The organism is uncultured Luteimonas sp., assembly GCF_947492465.1.
Taxonomy (GTDB): Bacteria; Pseudomonadota; Gammaproteobacteria; order Xanthomonadales; family Xanthomonadaceae; genus Luteimonas.
In genome coordinates this window covers 356,518-376,789 of the sequence record NZ_CANLNF010000004.1, presented here as the reverse complement: position 1 = coordinate 376,789, position 20,272 = coordinate 356,518, and the positions used below count along the sequence as shown (strand labels likewise).

14 protein-coding genes are annotated in these 20,272 nt (G+C 69.1%); 6 read left to right on the top strand and 8 right to left on the bottom strand.

Annotated features, from left to right (window positions below):
* Positions 1–59 precede the first annotated feature (59 nt).
* Both Q0863_RS12200 and Q0863_RS12195 read right to left on the bottom strand, forming a co-directional pair.
* Positions 60–278 carry a helix-turn-helix domain-containing protein gene (locus Q0863_RS12200; protein WP_298578208.1) on the bottom strand — a complete coding sequence of 73 codons (219 nt, stop codon included), beginning with the start codon at positions 276–278 and terminating at the stop codon, positions 60–62.
* 747 nt (positions 279–1,025) lie between these two features.
* On the bottom strand, positions 1,026–1,394 hold the full coding sequence (locus Q0863_RS12195) for an IS30 family transposase (RefSeq protein ID WP_298578254.1): 369 nt from the start codon (positions 1,392–1,394) through the stop codon (positions 1,026–1,028).
* A 307-nt stretch (positions 1,395–1,701) separates the two neighbouring features.
* Here Q0863_RS12195 and Q0863_RS12190 point away from each other — a divergent pair, with 307 nt between their 5' ends.
* Entirely contained in the window at positions 1,702–2,061 is a 360-nt protein-coding gene (locus Q0863_RS12190) for a VOC family protein (RefSeq protein WP_298578206.1), read from the top strand.
* Positions 2,062–2,363: 302 nt separating this feature from the next.
* Here Q0863_RS12190 and Q0863_RS12185 read toward each other — a convergent pair whose 3' ends face one another.
* From Q0863_RS12185 to Q0863_RS12170, 4 genes are all read right to left on the bottom strand, one after another.
* Positions 2,364–2,852: an 8-oxo-dGTP diphosphatase gene (locus tag Q0863_RS12185; RefSeq protein ID WP_298578204.1), complete on the bottom strand. Its 489-nt coding sequence runs from the start codon at positions 2,850–2,852 to the stop codon at positions 2,364–2,366.
* Between the two features lie 138 nt (positions 2,853–2,990).
* Complete coding sequence (locus Q0863_RS12180) at positions 2,991–6,317, bottom strand: PAS domain-containing hybrid sensor histidine kinase/response regulator (protein WP_298578202.1); 3,327 nt, start codon at positions 6,315–6,317, stop codon at positions 2,991–2,993.
* Between the two features lie 96 nt (positions 6,318–6,413).
* Complete coding sequence (locus Q0863_RS12175; protein WP_298578200.1) at positions 6,414–7,745, bottom strand: phenylacetate--CoA ligase family protein; 1,332 nt, start codon at positions 7,743–7,745, stop codon at positions 6,414–6,416.
* Between the two features lie 168 nt (positions 7,746–7,913).
* Positions 7,914–10,118: a TonB-dependent receptor gene (locus tag Q0863_RS12170; protein WP_298578198.1), complete on the bottom strand. Its 2,205-nt coding sequence runs from the start codon at positions 10,116–10,118 to the stop codon at positions 7,914–7,916.
* A 171-nt stretch (positions 10,119–10,289) separates the two neighbouring features.
* Between Q0863_RS12170 and Q0863_RS12165 the strand changes: the two genes are divergently transcribed.
* From Q0863_RS12165 to Q0863_RS12150, 4 genes are all read left to right on the top strand, one after another.
* Entirely contained in the window at positions 10,290–11,693 is a 1,404-nt protein-coding gene (locus Q0863_RS12165; RefSeq protein ID WP_298578196.1) for a GntP family permease, read from the top strand.
* Positions 11,694–12,003: 310 nt separating this feature from the next.
* A complete protein-coding gene (gene asnB, locus Q0863_RS12160) occupies positions 12,004–13,992 on the top strand; it encodes an asparagine synthase (glutamine-hydrolyzing) (protein ID WP_298578194.1) in 1,989 nt (662 codons plus the stop codon).
* Between the two features lie 41 nt (positions 13,993–14,033).
* Positions 14,034–15,812: a DUF1800 domain-containing protein gene (locus Q0863_RS12155; protein WP_298578191.1), complete on the top strand. Its 1,779-nt coding sequence runs from the start codon at positions 14,034–14,036 to the stop codon at positions 15,810–15,812.
* 10 nt (positions 15,813–15,822) lie between these two features.
* Positions 15,823–17,370 carry a DUF1501 domain-containing protein gene (locus tag Q0863_RS12150; RefSeq protein ID WP_298578189.1) on the top strand — a complete coding sequence of 516 codons (1,548 nt, stop codon included), beginning with the start codon at positions 15,823–15,825 and terminating at the stop codon, positions 17,368–17,370.
* A gap of 229 nt (positions 17,371–17,599) precedes the next feature.
* Here Q0863_RS12150 and pnp read toward each other — a convergent pair whose 3' ends face one another.
* Positions 17,600–19,708, bottom strand: a complete 2,109-nt coding sequence (gene pnp / locus Q0863_RS12145; protein ID WP_298578187.1) for a polyribonucleotide nucleotidyltransferase — start codon at positions 19,706–19,708, stop codon at positions 17,600–17,602.
* A gap of 124 nt (positions 19,709–19,832) precedes the next feature.
* On the bottom strand, positions 19,833–20,093 hold the full coding sequence (rpsO, locus tag Q0863_RS12140) for a 30S ribosomal protein S15 (protein WP_298578185.1): 261 nt from the start codon (positions 20,091–20,093) through the stop codon (positions 19,833–19,835).
* On the opposite strand from rpsO, the gene Q0863_RS12135 reads away from it, so the two are divergent.
* Positions 20,086–20,256, top strand: coding sequence for a hypothetical protein (locus Q0863_RS12135; protein WP_298578183.1), 171 nt, complete (start codon positions 20,086–20,088; stop codon positions 20,254–20,256). The two genes, rpsO and Q0863_RS12135, sit on opposite strands and share 8 nt — an antisense overlap.
* Positions 20,257–20,272 lie beyond the last annotated feature (16 nt).

Sequence of the window (20,272 nt, the reverse complement as noted above, 5' to 3'; positions counted from 1 at the left end):
GTCGAGGCTACGGGGTCGACCCGGAGGTGCGTAAATCTGGGTGTCGCCTTAGAGGCAAATTAGGGTGTCGCCTTACAGCGTCGCCGGCCGTTGGTCCGCTCTTGGGCCTTGCTGGGCCGGTAGGCACCGTCAGTCCGATGGCAGCGGTTACGCCGGACCTCGCGGCTGATCGTGCTGGGCGAACGCTCCAGGATGCGGGCAATCGCTCGTAGGGACTGCCCGTCGCGATGCAGCACGGACAGGGTGTATCGTTCGGACTCGGTGAGCTGGTGGTACATGGGGGATCGTCTCTTGCCGGAGTGATCCCCTCCAGTCTGCCAGCTCACCTCCCCATTCTCGGGCGGTGCGGGTGTTGCACCTACTTTGTTAACCCGCGTCTCCTTTTTACTCATTCAAGCCGACGCCAATTCGTGGCGCGGCTTAACTCAAGTGTTAGGCCCCTCCCATATGCTGTCGCTATCTGCACCCACGGCCGAGGACGAACAGGACTTGGGGCAGTTTGAGTTCACAAACCGGGCGTTCTTCGAGTCCCACATTAATGCGAGGGCGGCGTCCTTCTATGAGCCGGGCGGAGTCGCAAAAGCGATCGCAGCTGCTCAGGCCGAAGCAGCACAGGGCAGCGCGTATCAGTTCCTCGCGAGAAACGGGTCGGGCCACCTTGTTGCCCGCGTCAACCTTACCCGGGTCCGTGGCCACCACTTCCATAGCGCGGAGCTGGGTTATCGCGTAGCCCAAGACCATGGCGGCAAAGGCTACGCCACTGAAGCAGTTCGTCTCGCGCTAGATTATGCTTTTGTGCGGCTCCGGCTTCACCGAGTCGAGGCCGCAGTTCGTGTAGGGAACGAAGCCTCGGCCAAAGTGCTTCTGCGAAACGGCTTTGTGCAATTCGGCCGTTCAATCCGGAGTTTCTGGCTCGCTGGCCAGTGGCACGACGTGCTTCACTTCGAGCGGCACGGGGGGTGAATTCAACCACCAAGCGCGACAGTCCTGATTAACAGCGGATCCGCTGTTCCGGCGTTTCATACTTATCGCGCTTCCTTGCGTGTATTGTGCTTTTGTGCGACTGCATCGCACTGCTTCCGGGTCAGTTTCGCCATGCTTTTCCCCTTTGGCAGGTACTGACGTATCAGGCCGTTGGTGTTCACGTTGGTCCCACGCTGCAACGGATGGTGGGGCCTGGCGAAGTACACCGTCGTCGCAGTCGCGGCCTCGATCTTGGCATAGCCATGGAATTCGGTGCCGTTGTCTGACGCGATCGTGAGGGGGCAATGGGGACCCACCCACGCCCCTATCTGCCCGGCCGACCGGCTTGTTTGCTCGGCCGCTCGGCCTTTTTGCCCCGCGCTTGACCCTGTCTGCTCGGCGACCCGCTCCTTTTGCTCCGCTGGCGGGATTATTCGCCCGGCACTCAGGCTTCAGAGCTCGGCGGCTGGACAAAATTTGTCCATCGCCGGCCTTTCGGGGCCCGGCGCCAGCGACATTCTGCCCGGCGTGCCGGCCCCAGAGGCCCGACAGGCCATGCCTGGCCCCTGGTGGGTCGCATCGGGACGCCACCTGGTCGCTCGCGCAAGCCGAACCTGTTTCGCTGTCGGACCGCCCTGGCGGTGCGAGAGGCTATGGCATGATCGCTTGCGGTCCAGCCGTCCTCGGCTGGGGCACCAGGACGGCCACCCACGGTCGCGTCCGGGCAAGGGAGGGGCGATGCCGCAACACGGGAAAATCGACTATGTCGAACTGCCGTCGCGCGATCTGGCGGCGACCAAGCGCTTTTTCGCGCAGGCGTTCGGCTGGGAGTTCGCGGACTACGGGTCCGAGTACGTCGCGTTCTCGGGCGCGGGCCTCGATGGCGGCTTCCATGCGTCCGAACAGGTCGCGAGGACGGACACGGGCAGTGCCCTGGTCGTGTTCTACAGCGACGCACTCGAGGACACGCTGGCCAAGGTAATCGCTGCCGGCGGCGAGGTGGTGAAGCCGGTCTTCGACTTCCCCGGCGGCCGCCGTTTCCATTTCACCGAGCCCGGCGGCAGCGAGTTCGCGGTCTGGGCTGAGCCGACGACCTGAGGGTCCATCCGGCTGGTCCGGGCCGTCTCGCACATCCACGGGATCGCCAGCAGCATCGGCGGGTCGCATACCTGGGCACGGCACTGGCCGCACTCGCGGTGCTGCAGCGGCGCCACGTGGCTGGAGACGCTGGTTGCCGGGCGGACTGCGGCACCGCTTGGCTGTCGTCCTGCGGCCTGTCCATGGCCGCGGTCGCATCCTGCGCGCGCGCGCGGCGGCCTTGGCCGCGGCCCCAGGCCCGGCTGCGTCCGGAACGTGGCGCCTGATCGGTTGTCATCCGTCCGGTCCACGGACGCCAGAGGCTAGATCCGCGAGAAGCTCCACGACACCATGCGCCCGTCCCGATACGGCATGACGCCGTGGAAGGCGCGCGGGTCGTCGTCGAACACCAGCGGCAGGAAGCGGCGGTCGCCTTCCCACAGCGGCAGGTCGAGGACGCGCTCGATCTCCACCCACTCCAGCGAGCCTTCCGGGTTGGAGGTGAACGGCTCGCCCGAGTAACGCGTCACCAGGAAGAGAAACCCCAGCCAGTCCTCGCCGTGCTTGCCGAAGCCGGGCCAGCTGATCGTGCCGCGCAGCTGCAGCTCCTCGCATTCGATCCCGGCTTCCTCGCGGATCTCGCGCCGCATGCCGGCCACCACGTCCTCGTCGGCTTCGAGCTTGCCGCCCAGTCCGTTGTACTTGCCCAGATGCTGGTCGCCGGGCCGCGCGTTGCGATGGACCATCAGCACGCGCCGCCGATCCGGCGAAAGCACGTAGCCGAGCGTGGCGGCAATAGGCGTGTAAGGCATGTGCGGTCCGTTCGGCCGGGAGCCGCGCATGGTAGCGGTGCTCAGCGGGCCGGGTCGACCGCGACGCTCTGGGCCGGCCGGCGCGCGATCCGGTCGACGCCCGCCGCCGTCATCCCGCGCCCCCACGAATGCGATCGCTCAGGGCTGGCGCATGGTGCGCAGGCGGTCCAGCGTCGATTTCAGCGCCAGCGGCCGCACCGGCTTCTGCAGCAGCGAGAGGCCGTGCTCGAGCGCGCTGCGGCGCACCTCGCCGCTGTCGTCGGCGCTGAGGATCAGGGTCGGGCGCGCGCCGAAGCGTTGCGCCAGCCGCTGCTGGACGGCGATGCCGGTATCGCCATCGTCGAGGTGGTAGTCGAACAGCCACAGTGCGGCCGGCTGCGCCTGCATCAGCGCCTCGGCACCGGCGCCGTCCGCGGCCGCGTCCACCTCGCAGCCCCAGCCTTCCAGCAGGCCCTGCAGCGAGGACAGGGCGGAGGGATCGTTGTCGACGATCAGGATGCGGATGCCGGCCAGCCCCGCGCGGGCGGCGGTCTGCCCTTCCGCGCGCGGCGCCGGCGGAGCGGACGGCAGGCGCAACGAGAACATCGTGCCCGCGCCCGGCCGGCTGCGCATTGCCAACGGCGCATCCATCAGCCGCGCGATGCGGTCGGCGATCGCCAGGCCCAGCCCCAGCCCCTGCCCGGCGACGCCTTCGCCGCGGCGGAACTCCTCGAAGATCAGCTGCTGCTGCGAAGGCTCGATGCCCGGGCCGGTGTCGTGCACTTCGATGCGCAGGCCGTCGCCATCGCGGCGCACGCCCAGCAGCACTCCGCCCCGGCGCGTGTAGCGCACCGCATTGGCCAGGAAGTTCTGCAGCACGCGACGCAGCAGCTGCGGGTCGCCGTGCACCCAGGCGGCGCTCGGCACGTAGCGCAAGCGCAGGCCGCCGGCCTCGGCCAGCGCGCGGAACTCGGACGCCAGCGGATCGAGCACCTCGGCCAGCGGGAACGCGCGCGGCTGCGGCACCAGTCCGCCCGCTTCCAGCCGCGACATGTCGAACAGGCCGGTCAGCAGGTCCGTGGTGGAATCGAGCGCACCCTGCACCTGGCGCAGCGCCGGGCGCCGTGCCGCATCGAGCTGCTTGGCCAGCGACTCGGTGAACAGCTGCGCGGCGTGCAGCGGCTGCAGCAGGTCGTGGCCGACCGCTGTGAGGAACCGGCTCTTGGCGTCGTTGGCGCGCTCGGCCTCGCGGCGCGCGAGGTCGAGGCTGGCCGTTCGCTCGGCCACGCGCTGCTCCAGCGTTTCGTTGCTGCGCTTGAGTCCGGCCTCGGCGACGCGGAAGGCGGTGACGTCGGTGAACGTCGCCACGAAGCCGCCGTTGGGCATCGGATTGCCGCGGATTTCCACCGCCGCGCCGTCCGGAAAGCGACGCTCGGTGACGTAGGGCGTGCCCGCGCGCATGTGGGCGAGCCGGCGCGCGAGTTCGCGCTCCAGGTCGACCGCGCCGAGCAGGCCGCTGGCGAGGTTGTGGCGCACCAGCTCCTCCACCGGCACGCCCACCCGCAGCATCTGCGGCGGGTAGTCGAAGCGTTCGGCATAGCGGCGGTTCCAGGCGACCAGGCGCAGTTCGCTGTCGACCACGCTGATGCCCTGGCTCATGTTTTCCAGCGCAGCCTCCAGCACGCGCTGGTTGAAGCGCAGGTCCTGCGAGGCTTCGCCGACGATGGCCGCCACGGTGTCCAGGTCGGGCCCGGCCTCGCGGCGCGCCGCATCGAGCAGCAGCCGCGCCGAGGCACTGCCCAGCACGGCGGCCAGCTCGCGCTCCAGCGCCGACTCGATGGCCGCCGGCACCGGGCCGCTCGGCGGCGCCCCGCGCAGCAGTTCGTCCACGCGTTGCGCGGGCAGGAAGCGGCGCCCGGCATTGCGCAGGGTCTGCCGGTCCGAGCCGCGCGCTTCGCTGCGGTGCGGTGCGCTGCCCACGCCCGCCAGCAGCGCCGTGGTCGCCGCGCCGACGAACAGGCTCACGCCGACCGCCCGGCCCAGCCGGCTCCAGCCGGTCAGTCCGAACAGCGACTCGGGCGCCAGCCAGGCCATGCCGAACGGACCGGCATGCACGAAGGCGTGCCCGGGCGCGAGCATCGGCGGCAGCATGACCCAGGCCCAGGCCGCGAATCCGGCGATCACGCCGGCCACCGCCGCGCGCGCCGGCGTCTGCGGCCGCCACACCGCGAAGGCCAGCGCCGGGGTGAGCGTCGCGAGCGCCGAGAACGACACCGCGCCCACGTCGGCCAGCGCCTCGTTGCCGCCGACGCGCCGGGCGTAGGCCCAGCCCAGCAGCATGATCGCCACGATGCCGCAGCGCCGCAGCAGCAGCAGGCCGCCGCGGTGGTCGTCGGCGCGTCCGCGCGACCATGCGCCGCGCAGCAGGCCCGGTGCAAACCAGTGGTTGCCGATCATCAGGCTCAACGTCAGCGTGGCCACGATGACCATGCCCGTGGCCGCGCTCAGGCCGCCCAGGAACACCAGCAGCGCGATGCCGTCGTTGCCCGCCGCCAGCGGCAGCGCCAGCGCGTACATGTCCGGGGGCACGCGATCGCCGAGCAGTTGCGCGCCGGCGCGCGCCAGCGGCAGCGCCGGGATCGCGATCAGCAGCAGGTACAGCGGGAACAGCCAGCGCGCGGTGCGGATGTGGCGGTCGTCGCGGCACTCCACCACGCCCACGTGGAACTGGTGCGGCATGACGAACATCGCCAGCGCGCCCAGCAGCACCAGCGGCACGAAGCCGCCGGCCGCGGGCGCCACCGGCAACTGCGTCGCCTCGATGCGCAGCTCGCCCAGGCCGAGCCACACGAATCCGCCCAGGGCCAGCATCGCCAGCAGCTTGAACAGCGATTCGAACGCGATCGCCAGCACCAGGCCGCGGTTGTGCTCGGCCGCGCTCGCCCGGCGCGTGCCGAACAGCATCGCGAACAGCGCCATCGCCAGCGCCACGTACAGCGCGCCGTCGCGCCAGGGCGGCGGCACCCCGGCCATCGCGCCGCCGGCCTCGCCGGTGAGCGTCGCGAAGCTCTGGGTGATCGCCTGCAGCTGCAGCGCGATATAGGGGATCACGCCCAGCGCCGCCACCAGGGTGACGACCGCGGCGAGCCAGGCATCCTTGCCCAGACGCGTGGCGATCAGGTCGGCCAGCGAGGTGGCGTTGGTCTCGCGCGCCAGACGCACCAGCCGGATCAGGAAGAACACCGCCAGCGCGTAGAAGGCGATGGCGCCGACGAAGGTGGGCGGCAGCGGCCAGCCGTAGCGGCCCGCCTGGGTCACCGTGCCATAGAAGGTCCACGAGGTGCAGTGCACCGCCAGCGACAGCGCGTAGACGTGCTTCCAGTGCCGGGCCAGCACGCCGGCGCGGCGTTCGGCGTAGAGCGCCGTTCCGAACAGCACCGCCAGCCACACCGTAGCCGCCATCGCGACCAGGCCAATGCTCAGCATGGTGCAACCTCCTGTCGCCCGGCCGACGCGGCGCAGCGCACGTTCGCATCAGGTCGGCGGCTGTGCCCGCGCGAGCACACGGGCGCGGGTCGGGCGCTACAGGCGCGAGATCGCCACGCGCAGCTTGCCGGTCGGCGTGAGCGGGATCTCGCTGGTGCGGCGGAAATCGAGCCGGACCGTGTCCCCGAACGCCTCGCGCATCGCGAGCGCGATGTCCTGCAGCGCGGCCTCGTCGAATCCCTCAGCCGCGACATACGACACCTCGATCACGTCCAACCGCTCCTGCACCGCCTGGAACCGGCGGATCCCCGGCGTATTGAACACCAGATGCTCGAGGTATTCACCCACGAAATGACCCGCGCTGTCGCGCAGCGCGTCCATCGTGCGGCCGTCGATGCTCGCCAGCATCGGCAGGCCGCGGCCGCAGCTGCACTGCGCCGTGGACGCGGTGGCGAGGTCGCCGTTCTCGTAGCGCATCAAGGGCATGCCGTAGTTGTGCAGGTCGGTGAGCCGGACCGGACGCTTGCCCTCGCCGCCCGCGATCGGCTCGCCCAGTTCCACGCACAGATGGTCGGCGTTGACGTGCAGGCCTTCGCCCGTCTCGCACTCGGCCGCCACCAGCATGACCTCGCGACAGCCGTAGGTGTTGTACACGGGACAGCCGAAGCCGCGTTCGATCAGGTCGCGCTCGTGCGGTGCCAGCGGCTCCGCGGCGCAGATCACCGACTGCGGCCGATGCACCTTGCGGCCGGACTCGAGCAGCCAGCGCGCCACCCGCACGGCGGCCGCGACGTAGGCCACCACCACCCGTGGGCGGAACTCGTCGATGGCGTCGGCGTAGCGGGCCATGTCGTCGTCGCGCATGGTGAACACGTTGACCACGCGCCGGTTGAAGGCGCGCTGCATCAGCCGGTCCTTGACCGGCACGCCTTCCATCGGCACGCCCCAGAAGTACAGCGCGCGGGCCCCCAGGGTCGCACCCGCCCAGCCATAGCCGCGATGCATGACGGCGACCCGGCGCTCGTAGCTTTCCCGCGTGTAGCCGATCCGCAGCGGTTCGCCGGTGGAGCCGCCGGTGGTCTTGTACAGGACCTTGCCGACATGGTCGCGGGCATGCAGGTCCTCGAAGTTCGCGCGGACGTCGTCCTTGGTCAGGACCGGCAGTTGGGCGTAGTCGCCCGGATTCCGGATGTCCTGCGGTCCCGAGACTCCGGCCTCGGCCCATCGCGCACGGTAATACGGGACCTGCTCCCAGCAGTGCGCCACCAGCCGTTCGAGCTTGCGCCATTGCAGCGCCGCGACCTCGTCGAACGACAGCCACTGGCTCCGCTGGTACTCGTCCAGGTGCGCCAGCGTATTGCGGCGCCGCAGTCCCGATTCGTATGCCGGGAACAGGATCCGCCTGAACAGCGGACCGTACACATCCATCATGAGCCTCCCCCAGGCACATTCCACGCGGCTTTCGCGCCACCGACGGCCGCGGTGGCACTGGAAGCGAACGCTCCCCGCCATACAGAACGGAATGTACCCTCGCGGGCGGCCAACGGACAGCGCGAGGCGCCACAGCACCCCGCGGCGCCTCCGCCACGGCGTGCCTCAGAAGTCGTAGCGCGCGGTCAGGCTGTACTGGCGCGGCGGACCGTAGAAGCCGGAAAGCACGCCCAGGCCGGCGCTGACCAGGTTGTAGCCGGTGGTGCGGTACTCCTCGTCGGCCAGGTTGGTGCCCTGCAGCGAGAACGACCAGGCATCGTTGGCGCGCCAGATCACGCCCGCGTTGACCAGCCCGTATCCACCCTGCTTGATCTGCGGGCTGAGATCGGTGGTCGGCCACACTTCGGACTGGTAGGAATAGCCCACCCGCGCCGACAGGTTGCCGCCGCTGGCCAGGTCGGTGCGGTACTCGACGTTGATCGCGCCCGAGAACTCCGGCGCATTGGTGAAGTACTGGGTGTCGGCGATGTTGACGCCGCCGCTCATGAACTCGTCGTACTTCGCGTCCAGCCAGGCCAGGTTGCCGCTGATCAGCCAGTCCTGCACCGGCATGAACTGGTACTCGGCCTCCACGCCCGTCACCGTGCCCTTGCCGGCATTGGTGAAGTCGCCGAAGAAGCCGCCGCCCGGCAGCGCGGTGAACACCGACAGCTGGATGTCCTCGTAGATGTTGTGGAACGCCGCGAGGTTGAGGAACAGGCGCTGGTCGAGCAGCCCCATCTTCGTGCCGATCTCGAAGCTGTCCACGCTCTCGTCGTCGAAGGGCTCGCCCGAGCGCGGGACCGCGGTGGTGTTGGCCCGGATGTTGTAGCCGCCGGACTTGAAGCCGCGCGAGGCCAGGCCGTAGAGCATGATGTCCGGGGTGAGCTGGAAGTCGAGCGAGACCTTGGGCGAGACGTTCTTGAAGTTGACCGTCTTGTCGAAGTTGGCCGCGACCACGCCGTTGGGCACGGTGAACGTCGCGTCCGTGTAGCCGATGTTGTAGGCGATCGCGTGCTTGTCCTCGTCGGTGTAGCGCGCGCCGATGTCGAGCTTCAGCCGGTCGGTGAGGTCGTGGGTCCAGTCGGCGTACAGCGCGATCGCCTTGGTGTTGACGAAGCCCTGGGTGTCGCCGAAGGACAGGTCGAAGAAGTTGTTGAGCACCTGGCCGCCGGCATCGCCGTCGAAGGCATAGAGGCCGATCACGCCGCGGCCGCGGCCGCCGCCGTCGTAGTTGGCCTGCAGCTCGTGGCTGACCTGCTGGTCGCTGTAGAACGCCTTCACGTCTGCGATCCGCTCGGGCAGCGTGTCGAAGTCGATGTTGGTCTCGGTATCGGATTCGCGCTTGGCGATGACGTACTTGAGCGCCCAGTCCTCGCTCGGACGCCAGTTGACCGTGGCGGAGATGCCCTTCATCTGCGTGTCGTTGACGTTGGGCATGCCGCTGCGGATGTCGTAGCGGCTGTCCATCGGCGCCCCGCCGGTCACCGGCACCAGTGGATTGTTGTTGGGCGCCAGCATCTTCGCGCCGCGCACGCCGGACTGGTCGTCGATCCAGTCGAAGGCGAACTGCACGTCGAAGTCCTCGTGCGAGTACGCGCCCAGCTGCATGCGCAGGGCGTTGATCTCCTTGTCGCTGATTTCCTGGCCGTTGGCCAGGTTGGTGCCGAAGCCATCCCGGTTCATGCTGGCCACGGCCACGCGACCGCGCAGTCCGCTGTCCTCGCCGCCCAGCGATCCGCCGATGGCGGCCTTGGCGTCGAGCTGGTTGTAGTTGCCCACGGTGATCGAGCCAAAGCCGGTGGTTTCGGTGGGCAGGCCGCGCGAGATGTACTTGATCGCGCCGCCGATGGTGTTCTTGCCGTACAGCGTGCCCTGCGGGCCGCGCAACACCTCGATGCGCTCGACGTCGAACACATCCAGCAACGCGCCCTGCGGGCGGGCGATGTAGACATCGTCCAGGTAGATGCCCACGCCCGGATCGACGCCCCACAGCGGATCGGCCTGGCCGACGCCGCGGATGTAGGCGGTGACGGTGCTGGTCGATCCGCGCGCGGCGTAGATCGTCAGGTTGGGCACCTGCGCGTCGAGGTCGCCGATGTCCTTGACGTTGAGCTTGTCGATGGTGTCGGCGGTGAACGCGGTGACCGCGACCGGCACGTCCTGCAGGGTCTCCTCGCGCTTGCGCGCGGTGACCTTGACCGCCTCCAGCGTGGTGGCGGCGGCGCCCGGCGCGGGCGCGGGGCCGGCGTCCTGCGCGAATGCGCCGGGCGCGGCGAGGCCCAGGGCGATGGCCAGGCTCAGGGTGCTGGTGCTCGGGTTGCGCTTCATCGTTGGTACCCCTCCCAGGGATGCAGTGCGGACGGCCGCAGGGCCGCATGGGGCAGAGGTTAGGGAGCGGCTGGCCGCGGCGGCATCGTACCTTCGGACAATGGGCCGGCACGGTGCGCCTTGCCGACACTGGCCGCCGGTTTCCGGGCGCACAGCGCCGAAGGCATGCACATGGACTTCCTGATCGTGCTCGGCGCGCTGTGCTTCCTGATGCTGGTGGCCTATCGCGGCTACAGCGTCATCCTGTTCGCGCCGGTGGCGGCGATGGGCGCGGTGCTGCTCAGCGATCCGACGCTGGTGGCGCCGATGTTCACCGGCCTGTTCATGGACAGGATGGTCGGCTTCCTCAAGCTCTACTTCCCGGTGTTCCTGCTGGGCGCGGTGTTCGGCAAGCTGATCGAGATCTCGGGCTTCTCCCGCTCGATCGTGGCCGCCACCATCCGCGTGGTCGGGGCGAAACGGGCGATGCTGGCCATCGTGCTGGTGTGCGCGCTGCTCACCTACGGCGGGGTATCGCTGTTCGTGGTGGTGTTCGCGGTGTATCCGTTCGCCGCCGAGCTGTTCCGCCAGGGCAATATCCCCAAGCGGCTGATCCCGGGCACGATCGCGCTGGGCGCGTTCACCTTCACCATGGACGCCCTGCCCGGCACCCCGCAGATCCAGAACATCATTCCCACCGCCTTCTTCGGCACCACCGCCTGGGCCGCACCGGTACTGGGCACGCTGGGCGGCGTGTTCATCCTGGTCGTGGGCATGACCTACCTGGACTGGCGCCGACGCGCGGCGCAGCGCGCCGGCGAAGGCTACGGCGATCCGGCCACGCTGCTCAACGAACCCGCGACGTTCGCCGGCGAACGCCTGGCCCATCCGCTGGTCGCGCTGCTGCCGCTGCTGCTGGTCGGCGTGAGCAACCTGCTGTTCACGCGCTGGATTCCGTCGCTGTACGGCGCCAGCCACGCCTTCGTGCCGGCGGTGGTCGGCGATCCGGCGCCGGTCGTGCAGGAAGTGCCCAAGGTCGCCGCGATCTGGGCCGTGCAGGGCGCGCTGCTGGTCGGCATCGCCACGATCCTGGTGTTCGCCTGGAAGCCGGTGATCGCCAGCTTCGCCGAAGGCACGAAATCGGCCATCGGCGGCGCGCTGCTGGCCTCGATGAATACGGCCTCCGAGTACGGTTTCGGCGCGGTGATCGCGGCGCTGCCGGGTTTCCTGGTCGTGGCCAACGCGCTGGGCGCCATTCCCGATCCGCTGGTCAACGAGGCGGTCACGGTCACCGCGCTCGCCGGGATCACCGGCTCGGCCTCGGGCGGCATGAGCATCGCGCTGGCGGCGATGGCCGAGACCTTCATCGCCAATGCGCAGGCCGCCGGGATCCCGATGGACGTGCTGCACCGGGTGGCTTCGATGGCGTCCGGCGGCATGGATACCCTGCCCCACAACGGCGCGGTGATCACCCTGCTGGCGGTCACCGGCCTGACCCATCGCCAGGCGTACAAGGACATCTTCGCGATCACCCTGGTCAAGACGGCGGCGGTGTTCGTGATCATTGGCGTGTTCTACGCGACCGGGCTGGTCTGAGCGCAGGAGCGGCCGGGCTGTGGCGACCGCACGATCGTCGCGGATGCCCGGCCTCATCCCAGGGAGGCGAGGCGCGACCGACGTGAGATGCGTCCGCTCGCGCCGCGAATGGCTCACGGACGGTGCGCATGGCCGTCGCATTCCGCGGAGTCCGCACCTTGGCCGGTGCCCGGTCCGGCTGACGTTTGACTGGTCGCGATTGATGCAGGTCGAATGGAGCGTCGATCCGTAGATGGGACCGGCGTGCGCTGCAAGGCGGCGCTCGCGTCTTCCCGATCGGCCCGCCCTTCCGTCCTGACGAGGATCGCCTGTGTGTGGAATCGCCGGAATCGTGCGCCTGGATGGCGCGCCCGTCAGCGCCGACAGCATCGGCCGCCTGACCGACCTGATCGCGCATCGCGGGCCTGACGACGCGGGCGTCCACATCGACGGGCACGTCGGACTGGGGCATCGCCGGCTGAGCATCGTCGACCTGTCGCCGGCCGGCCACCAGCCGATGCCCAGCAGCGACCGTTCGCTGTGGATCGTGTTCAACGGCGAGATCTACAACCACGAGGCGCTGCGCGTCGAACTGGTGGCGCTGGGGCACGCGTTCCGGTCCGGCACCGATACCGAAGTCATCCTCGCCGCCTACCGCCAGTGGGGCGAGGCCTGCGTGCAGCGGCTGGAAGGGATGTGGGCGTTCGCGATCTGGGAGCCGGCGCGACAACGGCTGTTCTGCTCGCGCGACCGGCTCGGCATCAAGCCGTTCTACTACGCGCTCACGCCCGCGGGCTTCGCGTTCGCCTCCGAGATCAAGGCGGTGCTGGCCAGCGGGCTGGTGCCGGTCCGCCCCAACCACGAGGCGCTGCGCCTGCAGCTGCTCTACCGCGCGCGCGCCAGCAACGAAACCACCTGCTTCGAAGGCGTGCTGCAGCTGCCGCCGGCGCACAACGCGGTGCTCGAAGGCGGACGCCTGCTGCGCTCGCGCTACTGGAACGCCGCCGACGCGCTGGCGATGCGCGACGGCGCCCGCGACGCCGACCATGCCGCACGCTTCCGCGAAGAGATCGCGCAGGCGGTGCGCTCGCACCTGCGCAGCGACGTGCCGGTGGGCGCCTGCCTCAGCGGCGGCCTGGATTCGGGCACGCTGGCGGCCCTGGCCGCGCGCGAGACCGGTTCGCCGCTGCGCACGTTCTCGGTCACCTATCCCGGCACGGTCCACGACGAGTCGCGCTACATCCGGACGCTGCGCGACCAGGTCGGCAATCTCGACGGCAGCGACACCTCGCCCGACGGCCGCGACCTGGTCGACGTGCTCGAGCGTTCGACCTGGCACTACGAGGAGCCGGTCTGGGGCGGCAGCGTGTACTCGTGGTGGCAGGTGATGCAGTCGGTCAACGCCGGCGGCATCAAGGTCGTGCTCAACGGCCAGGGCGCGGACGAACTGCTGGCCGGCTACCCGCGCTACTACCCCACCTACCTGCGCCAGCTACTGCTGGGCGGTCGCGCCGGCGCGCTGCATCGCAACTTCGAAGGCTTTCGCGCACAGCAGGGCGACCTGTCGCGCATGGGCCTGTGGCGCGAGCTGGCCACGCCGTTCTGGCCCGACTGGCTGCGCCGCGCGGCCAGGGTGGCCGGCCGCGGCAACGCCTTCGACGACGGCTTCCTGTCGCCTGAACTGCGTGCGTTGTCCTCGCCGGAGGCCGAAGCGCTGGCGCGGCGCGCGTTCTGCGATCTCGACACGCATCTGCTGAGCGACCTCACCGTCACCCGCCTGCCCGAACTGCTGCAGGCCGAGGACCGCTTCAGCATGGCGTTCTCGATCGAGAGCCGGGTGCCGTTCCTGGACCGCGCCTTCGTCGAGTACGGCATCGCCCTGCCCGCCCACCAGAAGATCGACGGTGGCGTGACCAAGGTGGTGCTGCGCGAGGCGATGCGCGGCATCGTGCCGGACGACACCCTGGACCGGCGCGACAAGCAGGGCTATCCGACCCCGGCCAACGACTGGCTGCGCAGCTTCGGGGTCGAGTACGCCGGCGACCTGATCGGCTCGCGCGCGTTCCGCGAGCGTGGCGTGTTCGACGCCGTCGCCGCCAGCAACGCGTTCGAACGCTGGCGCAGTGGCCGCGGCGCCCTCCCGGGCCTGTGGACCTGGCTCTCGGCCGAAAACTGGTATCGCCAGTACCTCGACACCCCGGTCGCGGACTGGCGCCGGCACCACAACGATCCCGGCCAGCGCCGGGGCGCAGCGGAGCCCCCCGCAGCCGTCTCCAGCCACGCCGGGACTGTGGCAGAAGTCACATCCGAAGCCGGTTAACGCGGATACTCTCCGCGCAGGGGACTTTACAAGGACATCGTATGCACCCGGGCCTCTCCCAGGCGGAGCGCGCCGCGCTGGAGCGCGCGCATCGCCAGCGTTACGGTCTCGCGCGGGCGCCGCGCTACCAGCGCCAACCGAAGCAGGATTCGCAGGCCGCGCCGCCGGCCGGCGCCATGGTCGGGCTGGAGAAGTCCTCGCCAGGGCGCCTGCTCACCCTGCCCTCCCCGCCCTTCGCCGTGCGCGTGCTCAACAACATGAGCTACGGTGCCACGCCCGAATCGATCGCCGAATTCAACGCCCTGGGCAGCAGCGACGTCGCGCGCCTGACCACGTGGGTCGACCGGCAGCTCGATCCCGCCGCCATCGACGATGGCGCCGTGGCCACCCGCCTGTCGGATGCCGGCTACACCACGTTGGGCAAGACCCTGGCCCAGCAGTGGAGCCAGCATGTCCGCGCCGACGTGGAGTACGGGGTGCGCATGCGTCCGGGCTGGGAAGTCCAGCGCGAGGCGCTGGTGCGCGCGGTGTTCTCGAAACGGCAGCTGTTCGAGGTCACCACCGCCTTCTGGCACGACCATTTCAACGTGATGGTCAGCGACTACGACTGCTGCCCGGTCTACGGCCATTACGACCGCGACGTGATCCGCGCCAATGCCTTCGGCAACTTCCGCAGGATGCTGGAGGACGTGGCGCGCAGCACGGCGATGATGATCTACCTCGACAACAAGTCGAACCGCCGTTCGGGCCCGAACGAGAACTTCGCCCGCGAACTGCTCGAGCTGCACACCTTCGGCGCCGAGAACTACCTGGGCTTCATGGATCCGTTCGAGGTGCCGCCCTGCCCGGAGGATCCGGACTATCCGATCGGGTACACGGATATCGACGTCTACGAGACCGCGGCGGCATTCACCGGCTGGACGATCAACAACAACCACTGGGAATTCACCCACGCCAGCAAGGACGACGGCGCGTTCTACTACCACGCCGACTGGCACGATTCGGGGCCGAAGTTTGTGCTCGGCCGCTTCATCTATCCCGAGCGCCCGGCGCTGCAGGACGGCCGCGACATCCTCGACCGCATCGCCAGCCATCCGCGGGTGGCGAAGTTCATCTGCCGCAAGCTGGCGCGCCGCTTCGTTGGCGACGATCCACCGCAGGTACTGGTCGACAGCGCGGCCGCGGTGTTCCGCGCCCACTGGCAGGCGCCGGACCAGATCAAGCGCACGCTGCGCCACATCCTGCTCTCCAACACCGCGCAGTACGCCTGGGGCCGCAAGACGCGGCGCCCGTTCGAAACGGTGGCCGCGACCCTGCGCGTGCTCGGCTGCCAGTGGACCTACACCTTCGACGAGAACCGCAGCAATGACCTGAACTGGCGCCTGGGTTTCACCGGGCACCAGCCCTACGACTGGCCCGCGCCCAACGGCTATCCCGACGTCGCCACGGCCTGGTCGGGCGCCAGCACGCTTGGCATGACCTGGAAGCTGCAGAACTGGCTGACCGAGACCAACAACGTCGCCGGGGACGGCAAGCTGATGCCGCTGCTGGAGATCACCCGCGCGGGACTCGCGCCCTCGCAGTGGACCGCCAACCGGCTGGTGGCGTTCTGGTGCCAGCGCGTGCTGGGCTACCAGCCCGTCGCGCAGCGGCTGGACGTGCTGCGCCGCTTCATGGCGCAGAACGGCGATCCCGCCAGCTACGTCATCGAGGACACCAATGCCTGGGTACAGGGCGATCTCAAGCGCCATTACAACCACGAACGGTTGCGCAGCATGGTGTCGCTGATCCTGATGTCGCCCGAATTCCTGAGCCGCTGAGGACCCGACCATGACCATCGAACTCGATCGCCGTGGCTTCCTCAAGGGCTGCAGCGCCGCCGCAGTCGCCGGCGCCGCCGGCCCCGCCCTGTTCTTCGGCGGCCACGCCCAGGCCGCAGTCAACGGCTACGACACCATCGTGCACGTGTTCCTGCGCGGCGGCATCGACGGCCTCAACCTGGTGCTGCCCGTTTCCGGCAACGACCGCGTCCACTACGAGCAGGCCCGGCCCGATATCCAGGTGCCGGTCAGCGGCGAGAACGCCGCCCTGCCGCTCACCCTGGCCAACGGCTCGGCCACCGGCTTCGGCCTGCATGCGGCGGCCACCGGGCTGCGCGACATCTGGGCCGACGGCAAGCTCGCCATCGTGCACTGCTCCGGCATGCAGACCACGGTGACGCGCAGCCATTTCGACGCCCAGCAATACCTGGACTTCGGCACGCCAGGCAGCAAGGGCAATGGCACCGGCTGGATCGCCCGCGCCTGGGAGACGCAACCCGGCGCCTCGTCGAACGTGGTGATGCCGGCGCTGGCGGTCAACAGCCGGCTGCCGGCCAACCTGCTCGGCGCCACCCAGGCGCTGACGATGGGCAGCCCCACCGATTTCGAACTGAACTCCGGTTCCTACGCGTGGCAGCGCGTGCGCGACAGCTCGCCCACCGGGTTCAAGGGCGTCAACGAAACCCTGGCCGACATGTGGCGCGGCAACGTGGGCGTCGAACACAGCGGCCGTGCCGCGCACGGCGCGCTGCGCACGGTCGCGACCCAGGCCTACAGCTCGACCCTGCCCGCCTCCTGGCCGACCTCGACCTTCGCCCGGCAGCTGTGGACGGTGGCGCAGTCGATCCGCTTTAACCTCGGGCTGCGCTATGCGGCCGTGGACCTCGGCGGCTGGGATACGCACGAGGGCCAGGGCAACAACGGCGGCGGCTACTTCCACGGCCGCGTCGGCGATCTGTCGCAGGCACTGGCCGCGTTCTACGGCGAGCTCGCGGCCACCGGCGAGATGGCCCGGGTGACGGTGGTCGTGCAGTCCGAGTTCGGCCGGCGCGTGCGCGAGAACGGCAGCGGCGGCACCGACCATGGCTACGGCAACCCGCTGCTGGTGCTGGGTGGCCCGGTGAACGGACGGCGCTTCTACGGCACCTGGCCGGGGCTGAATCCGGAAATCCTCTCGCCCTATTTCGGCGACGTGCCGGTCACCACCGACTTCCGCCGCGTGTTCACCGAACTGCTGCAGAAGCGGGTCGGGCACGTCCGCACCGCGGAGGTGTTCCCCGGCTACAGCGGCTACAGCGCACTGGGGCTGTTCGCCGGCACCGGCGCGGCGGCGGCACCGGCGCCCGAACCGGTGCGACAGGTCCCGCAGTCGGCGCCCGCCGATATCCGCACCGCGCCGTCGGCGGTATCTCCGTCCGGCACCGGCGGTGCCGCGCCCGCCGTGTCGTCACCGATCCGCCATCGTCGCGGCACGGTGCGCATGCCCACGCGCCTCTCGCAGCCGCTGCTGCGCCTGCGCCTGAAGCTCTACCGGCTGATGCAGCAGCACCGGCTGTAGCGCCTGATGCAGGGGCGGCGTCCGGTCGCCCCTGCCCGTTCCCCGCGACAGGTCGATCCGCCGCTTCTTTCCCGGAGCACGGGACGCTGCGCGCGTACCTGGATGCCTGCCGTCGCATGCGGCGGACGTGACCGCCGCGACGCGGGTGCCGAAACCCGGGACCGGCATCGGACGGGCACAAAAAAAGCGGGCCGAAGCCCGCTTTTCCTGTGTCGAAGACGGTCGCGCCTCAGCCGGCCGACCCGCCCTCGCCTTCCTCGATGGCCTTCATCGACAGGCGGATACGGCCCTGCTTGTCGACTTCCAGCACCTTGACCTTGACCACGTCGCCTTCCTTGAGCACGTCGCTGACCTTCTCGACGCGATCGTTGGAGATCTGCGACACGTGCACCAGCCCGTCCTTGCCGGGGGAGATGGTGACGAAGGCGCCGAAGTCCATGATCTTGGCGACCTTGCCCTCGTAGATGCGGCCCGGCTCGACGTCGGAGGTGATCTGCTCGATCCGGTCCTTGGCGGCCTGGCCGGCCACGGCGTTGACCGAGGCGATGGTGATGGTGCCGTCGTCCTGAATGTCGATCTGGGTGCCGGTTTCCTTGGTGATCGCCTGGATCACCGAGCCACCCTTGCCGATCACTTCGCGGATCTTGTCGGGGTGGATCTTGATCGTGATCAGGCGCGGCGCGAACTCGCTCAGCTCAGAACGCGGCGCGGTCAACGCGGCTTCCATTTCCTTGAGGATATGCAGGCGGCCCTGCTTGGCCTGGGCCAGCGCGACCTTCATGATCTCCTCGGTGATGCCCTGGATCTTGATGTCCATCTGCAGCGCGGAGATGCCGTTCGCGGTGCCGGCGACCTTGAAGTCCATGTCGCCGAGATGATCCTCGTCGCCGAGGATGTCGGACAGCACGACGAACTCGTCGCCTTCCTTCACCAGGCCCATCGCGATGCCGGCGACCGGTGCCTTGATCGGCACGCCCGCGTCCATCAGCGCCAGCGAGGAACCGCAGACCGACGCCATCGACGAGGAGCCGTTGGACTCGGTGATCTCGGAGACGACGCGGATCGTGTAGGGGAACTCTTCCATCGTCGGCATGACGGCCAGCACGCCGCGCTTGGCGAGGCGACCGTGGCCGATTTCGCGGCGCTTCGGGCCCATCATGCGGCCGGCTTCACCCACCGAATAGGGGGGGAAGTTGTAGTGGAACAGGAAGTGTTCCTTGTACTCGCCGGCCACGGCGTCGATGATCTGGCCGTCGCGCGCGGTGCCCAGCGTCACGGCCACGATGGCCTGGGTCTCGCCACGGGTGAACAGCGACGAGCCGTGCACACGCGGCAGGATGCCGACCTTGGAGGTGATCGGGCGCACGGTGTCGAGGGCGCGGCCATCGATGCGGACCTTGGTCTTGAGGACCGAGTTGCGCATGGTCTGGTATTCCTGCTCGCCGAATTCCTTCGACAGCTCGCCGGACGACCAGGCGTTGGCTTCGGCGTGCGGAGTCAGGGCCTCGAGGATGGCCTTGCGGATCTTGGAGATCGCATCGCGGCGTTCGAGCTTGTCGCGCACCTGGAAGGCGCTGGCGAGCTGCTCACCGACCGCGTGGCGGATCGCCGAGACCAGGCCCTCGTTGGGGGCCGGCGGCTGCCAGTCCCACTTCGGCTTGCCGGCTTCGGCGACCAGCGCGTTGATCGTGGCGATCGCGACCTGCATCTGCTCGTGGCCGAACATCACCGCGCCCAGCATCACGTCTTCCGACAGTTCCTTGGCCTCGGACTCGACCATCAGCACCGCATTCGCGGTACCGGCCACGACCAGCTCCAGCTCCGAATCGGCCAGTTCGCTGACGGTCGGGTTGAGCAGGTACTGGCCGGCCTTGTAGCCGACCTTCGCCGCGCCGATCGGGCCGTCGAACGGCGCGCCCGACAGCGACAGCGCCGCCGATGCGCCGATCAGGGCGAGGATGTCGCCGTCGACTTCCGGGTTCATCGACATCACGGTGGCGATGATCTGGACTTCATTGCGGAAGCCGTCCGGGAACAGCGGACGGATCGGCCGGTCGATCAGGCGCGAGATCAGCGTTTCCTTCTCGGTCTGGCGGCCTTCGCGCTTGAAGAAGCCGCCCGGGATGCGGCCACCAGCGTAGAACTTCTCCTGGTAGTCGACGGTGAGCGGGAAGAAATCCTGCCCTTCGCGCGCGGTCTTGTTGGCCACCGCGGTGACCAGCAACACGGTGCCTTCGCACGAGACCATGACCGCGCCACCGGCCTGCCGTGCGATCTCGCCCGTCTCGAGCGTGATCGTCTGGTTGCCGTACTGGAAGCTCTTGGTAACTTTTGCCACTTGGGGATGTCCTCGATGACTCTTTCGATGGACCGGCCAGGACCCCTGTCCCGGTCGGGCGGCCGCGTCCACCACGGCCAAAAAAGAACCGCGGCGCATCGCTGCGCCGCGGCGGTGGTGTTGCTTAGCGACGCAGGCCGAGTTTCTCGATCAGGGCCTTGTAGCGCGCCACGTCCTTGCGGTGCAGGTAATCGAGCAGGCTGCGGCGGCGGTTGACCATCATCAGCAGGCCGCGGCGGCTGTGGTGATCTTTCTTGTGCGTCTTGAAGTGTTCGGTCAGGTGCACGATGCGGGCGGTGAGCAGGGCCACCTGGACTTCCGGCGAACCGGTGTCGTTGGTGCCGCGCGCGTGTTCCTGGATGATCTGGCTGTTGTCGATGGACATGATTGCCTCTGGTCACGAAACCCGCAGACCACGTCGCCGCATCATCGACGTCGGCGTCGTACCGCAAGGGTTCGTCATGGGTGAAGGGAAAGCCGCGATGGCCGGCCCCGGACTGGATGGATTGGAGCGTTTGGAAGTGCTTGAAAAAGCCGTGGAATTGTAGCCGCTGGCGGCGGGCC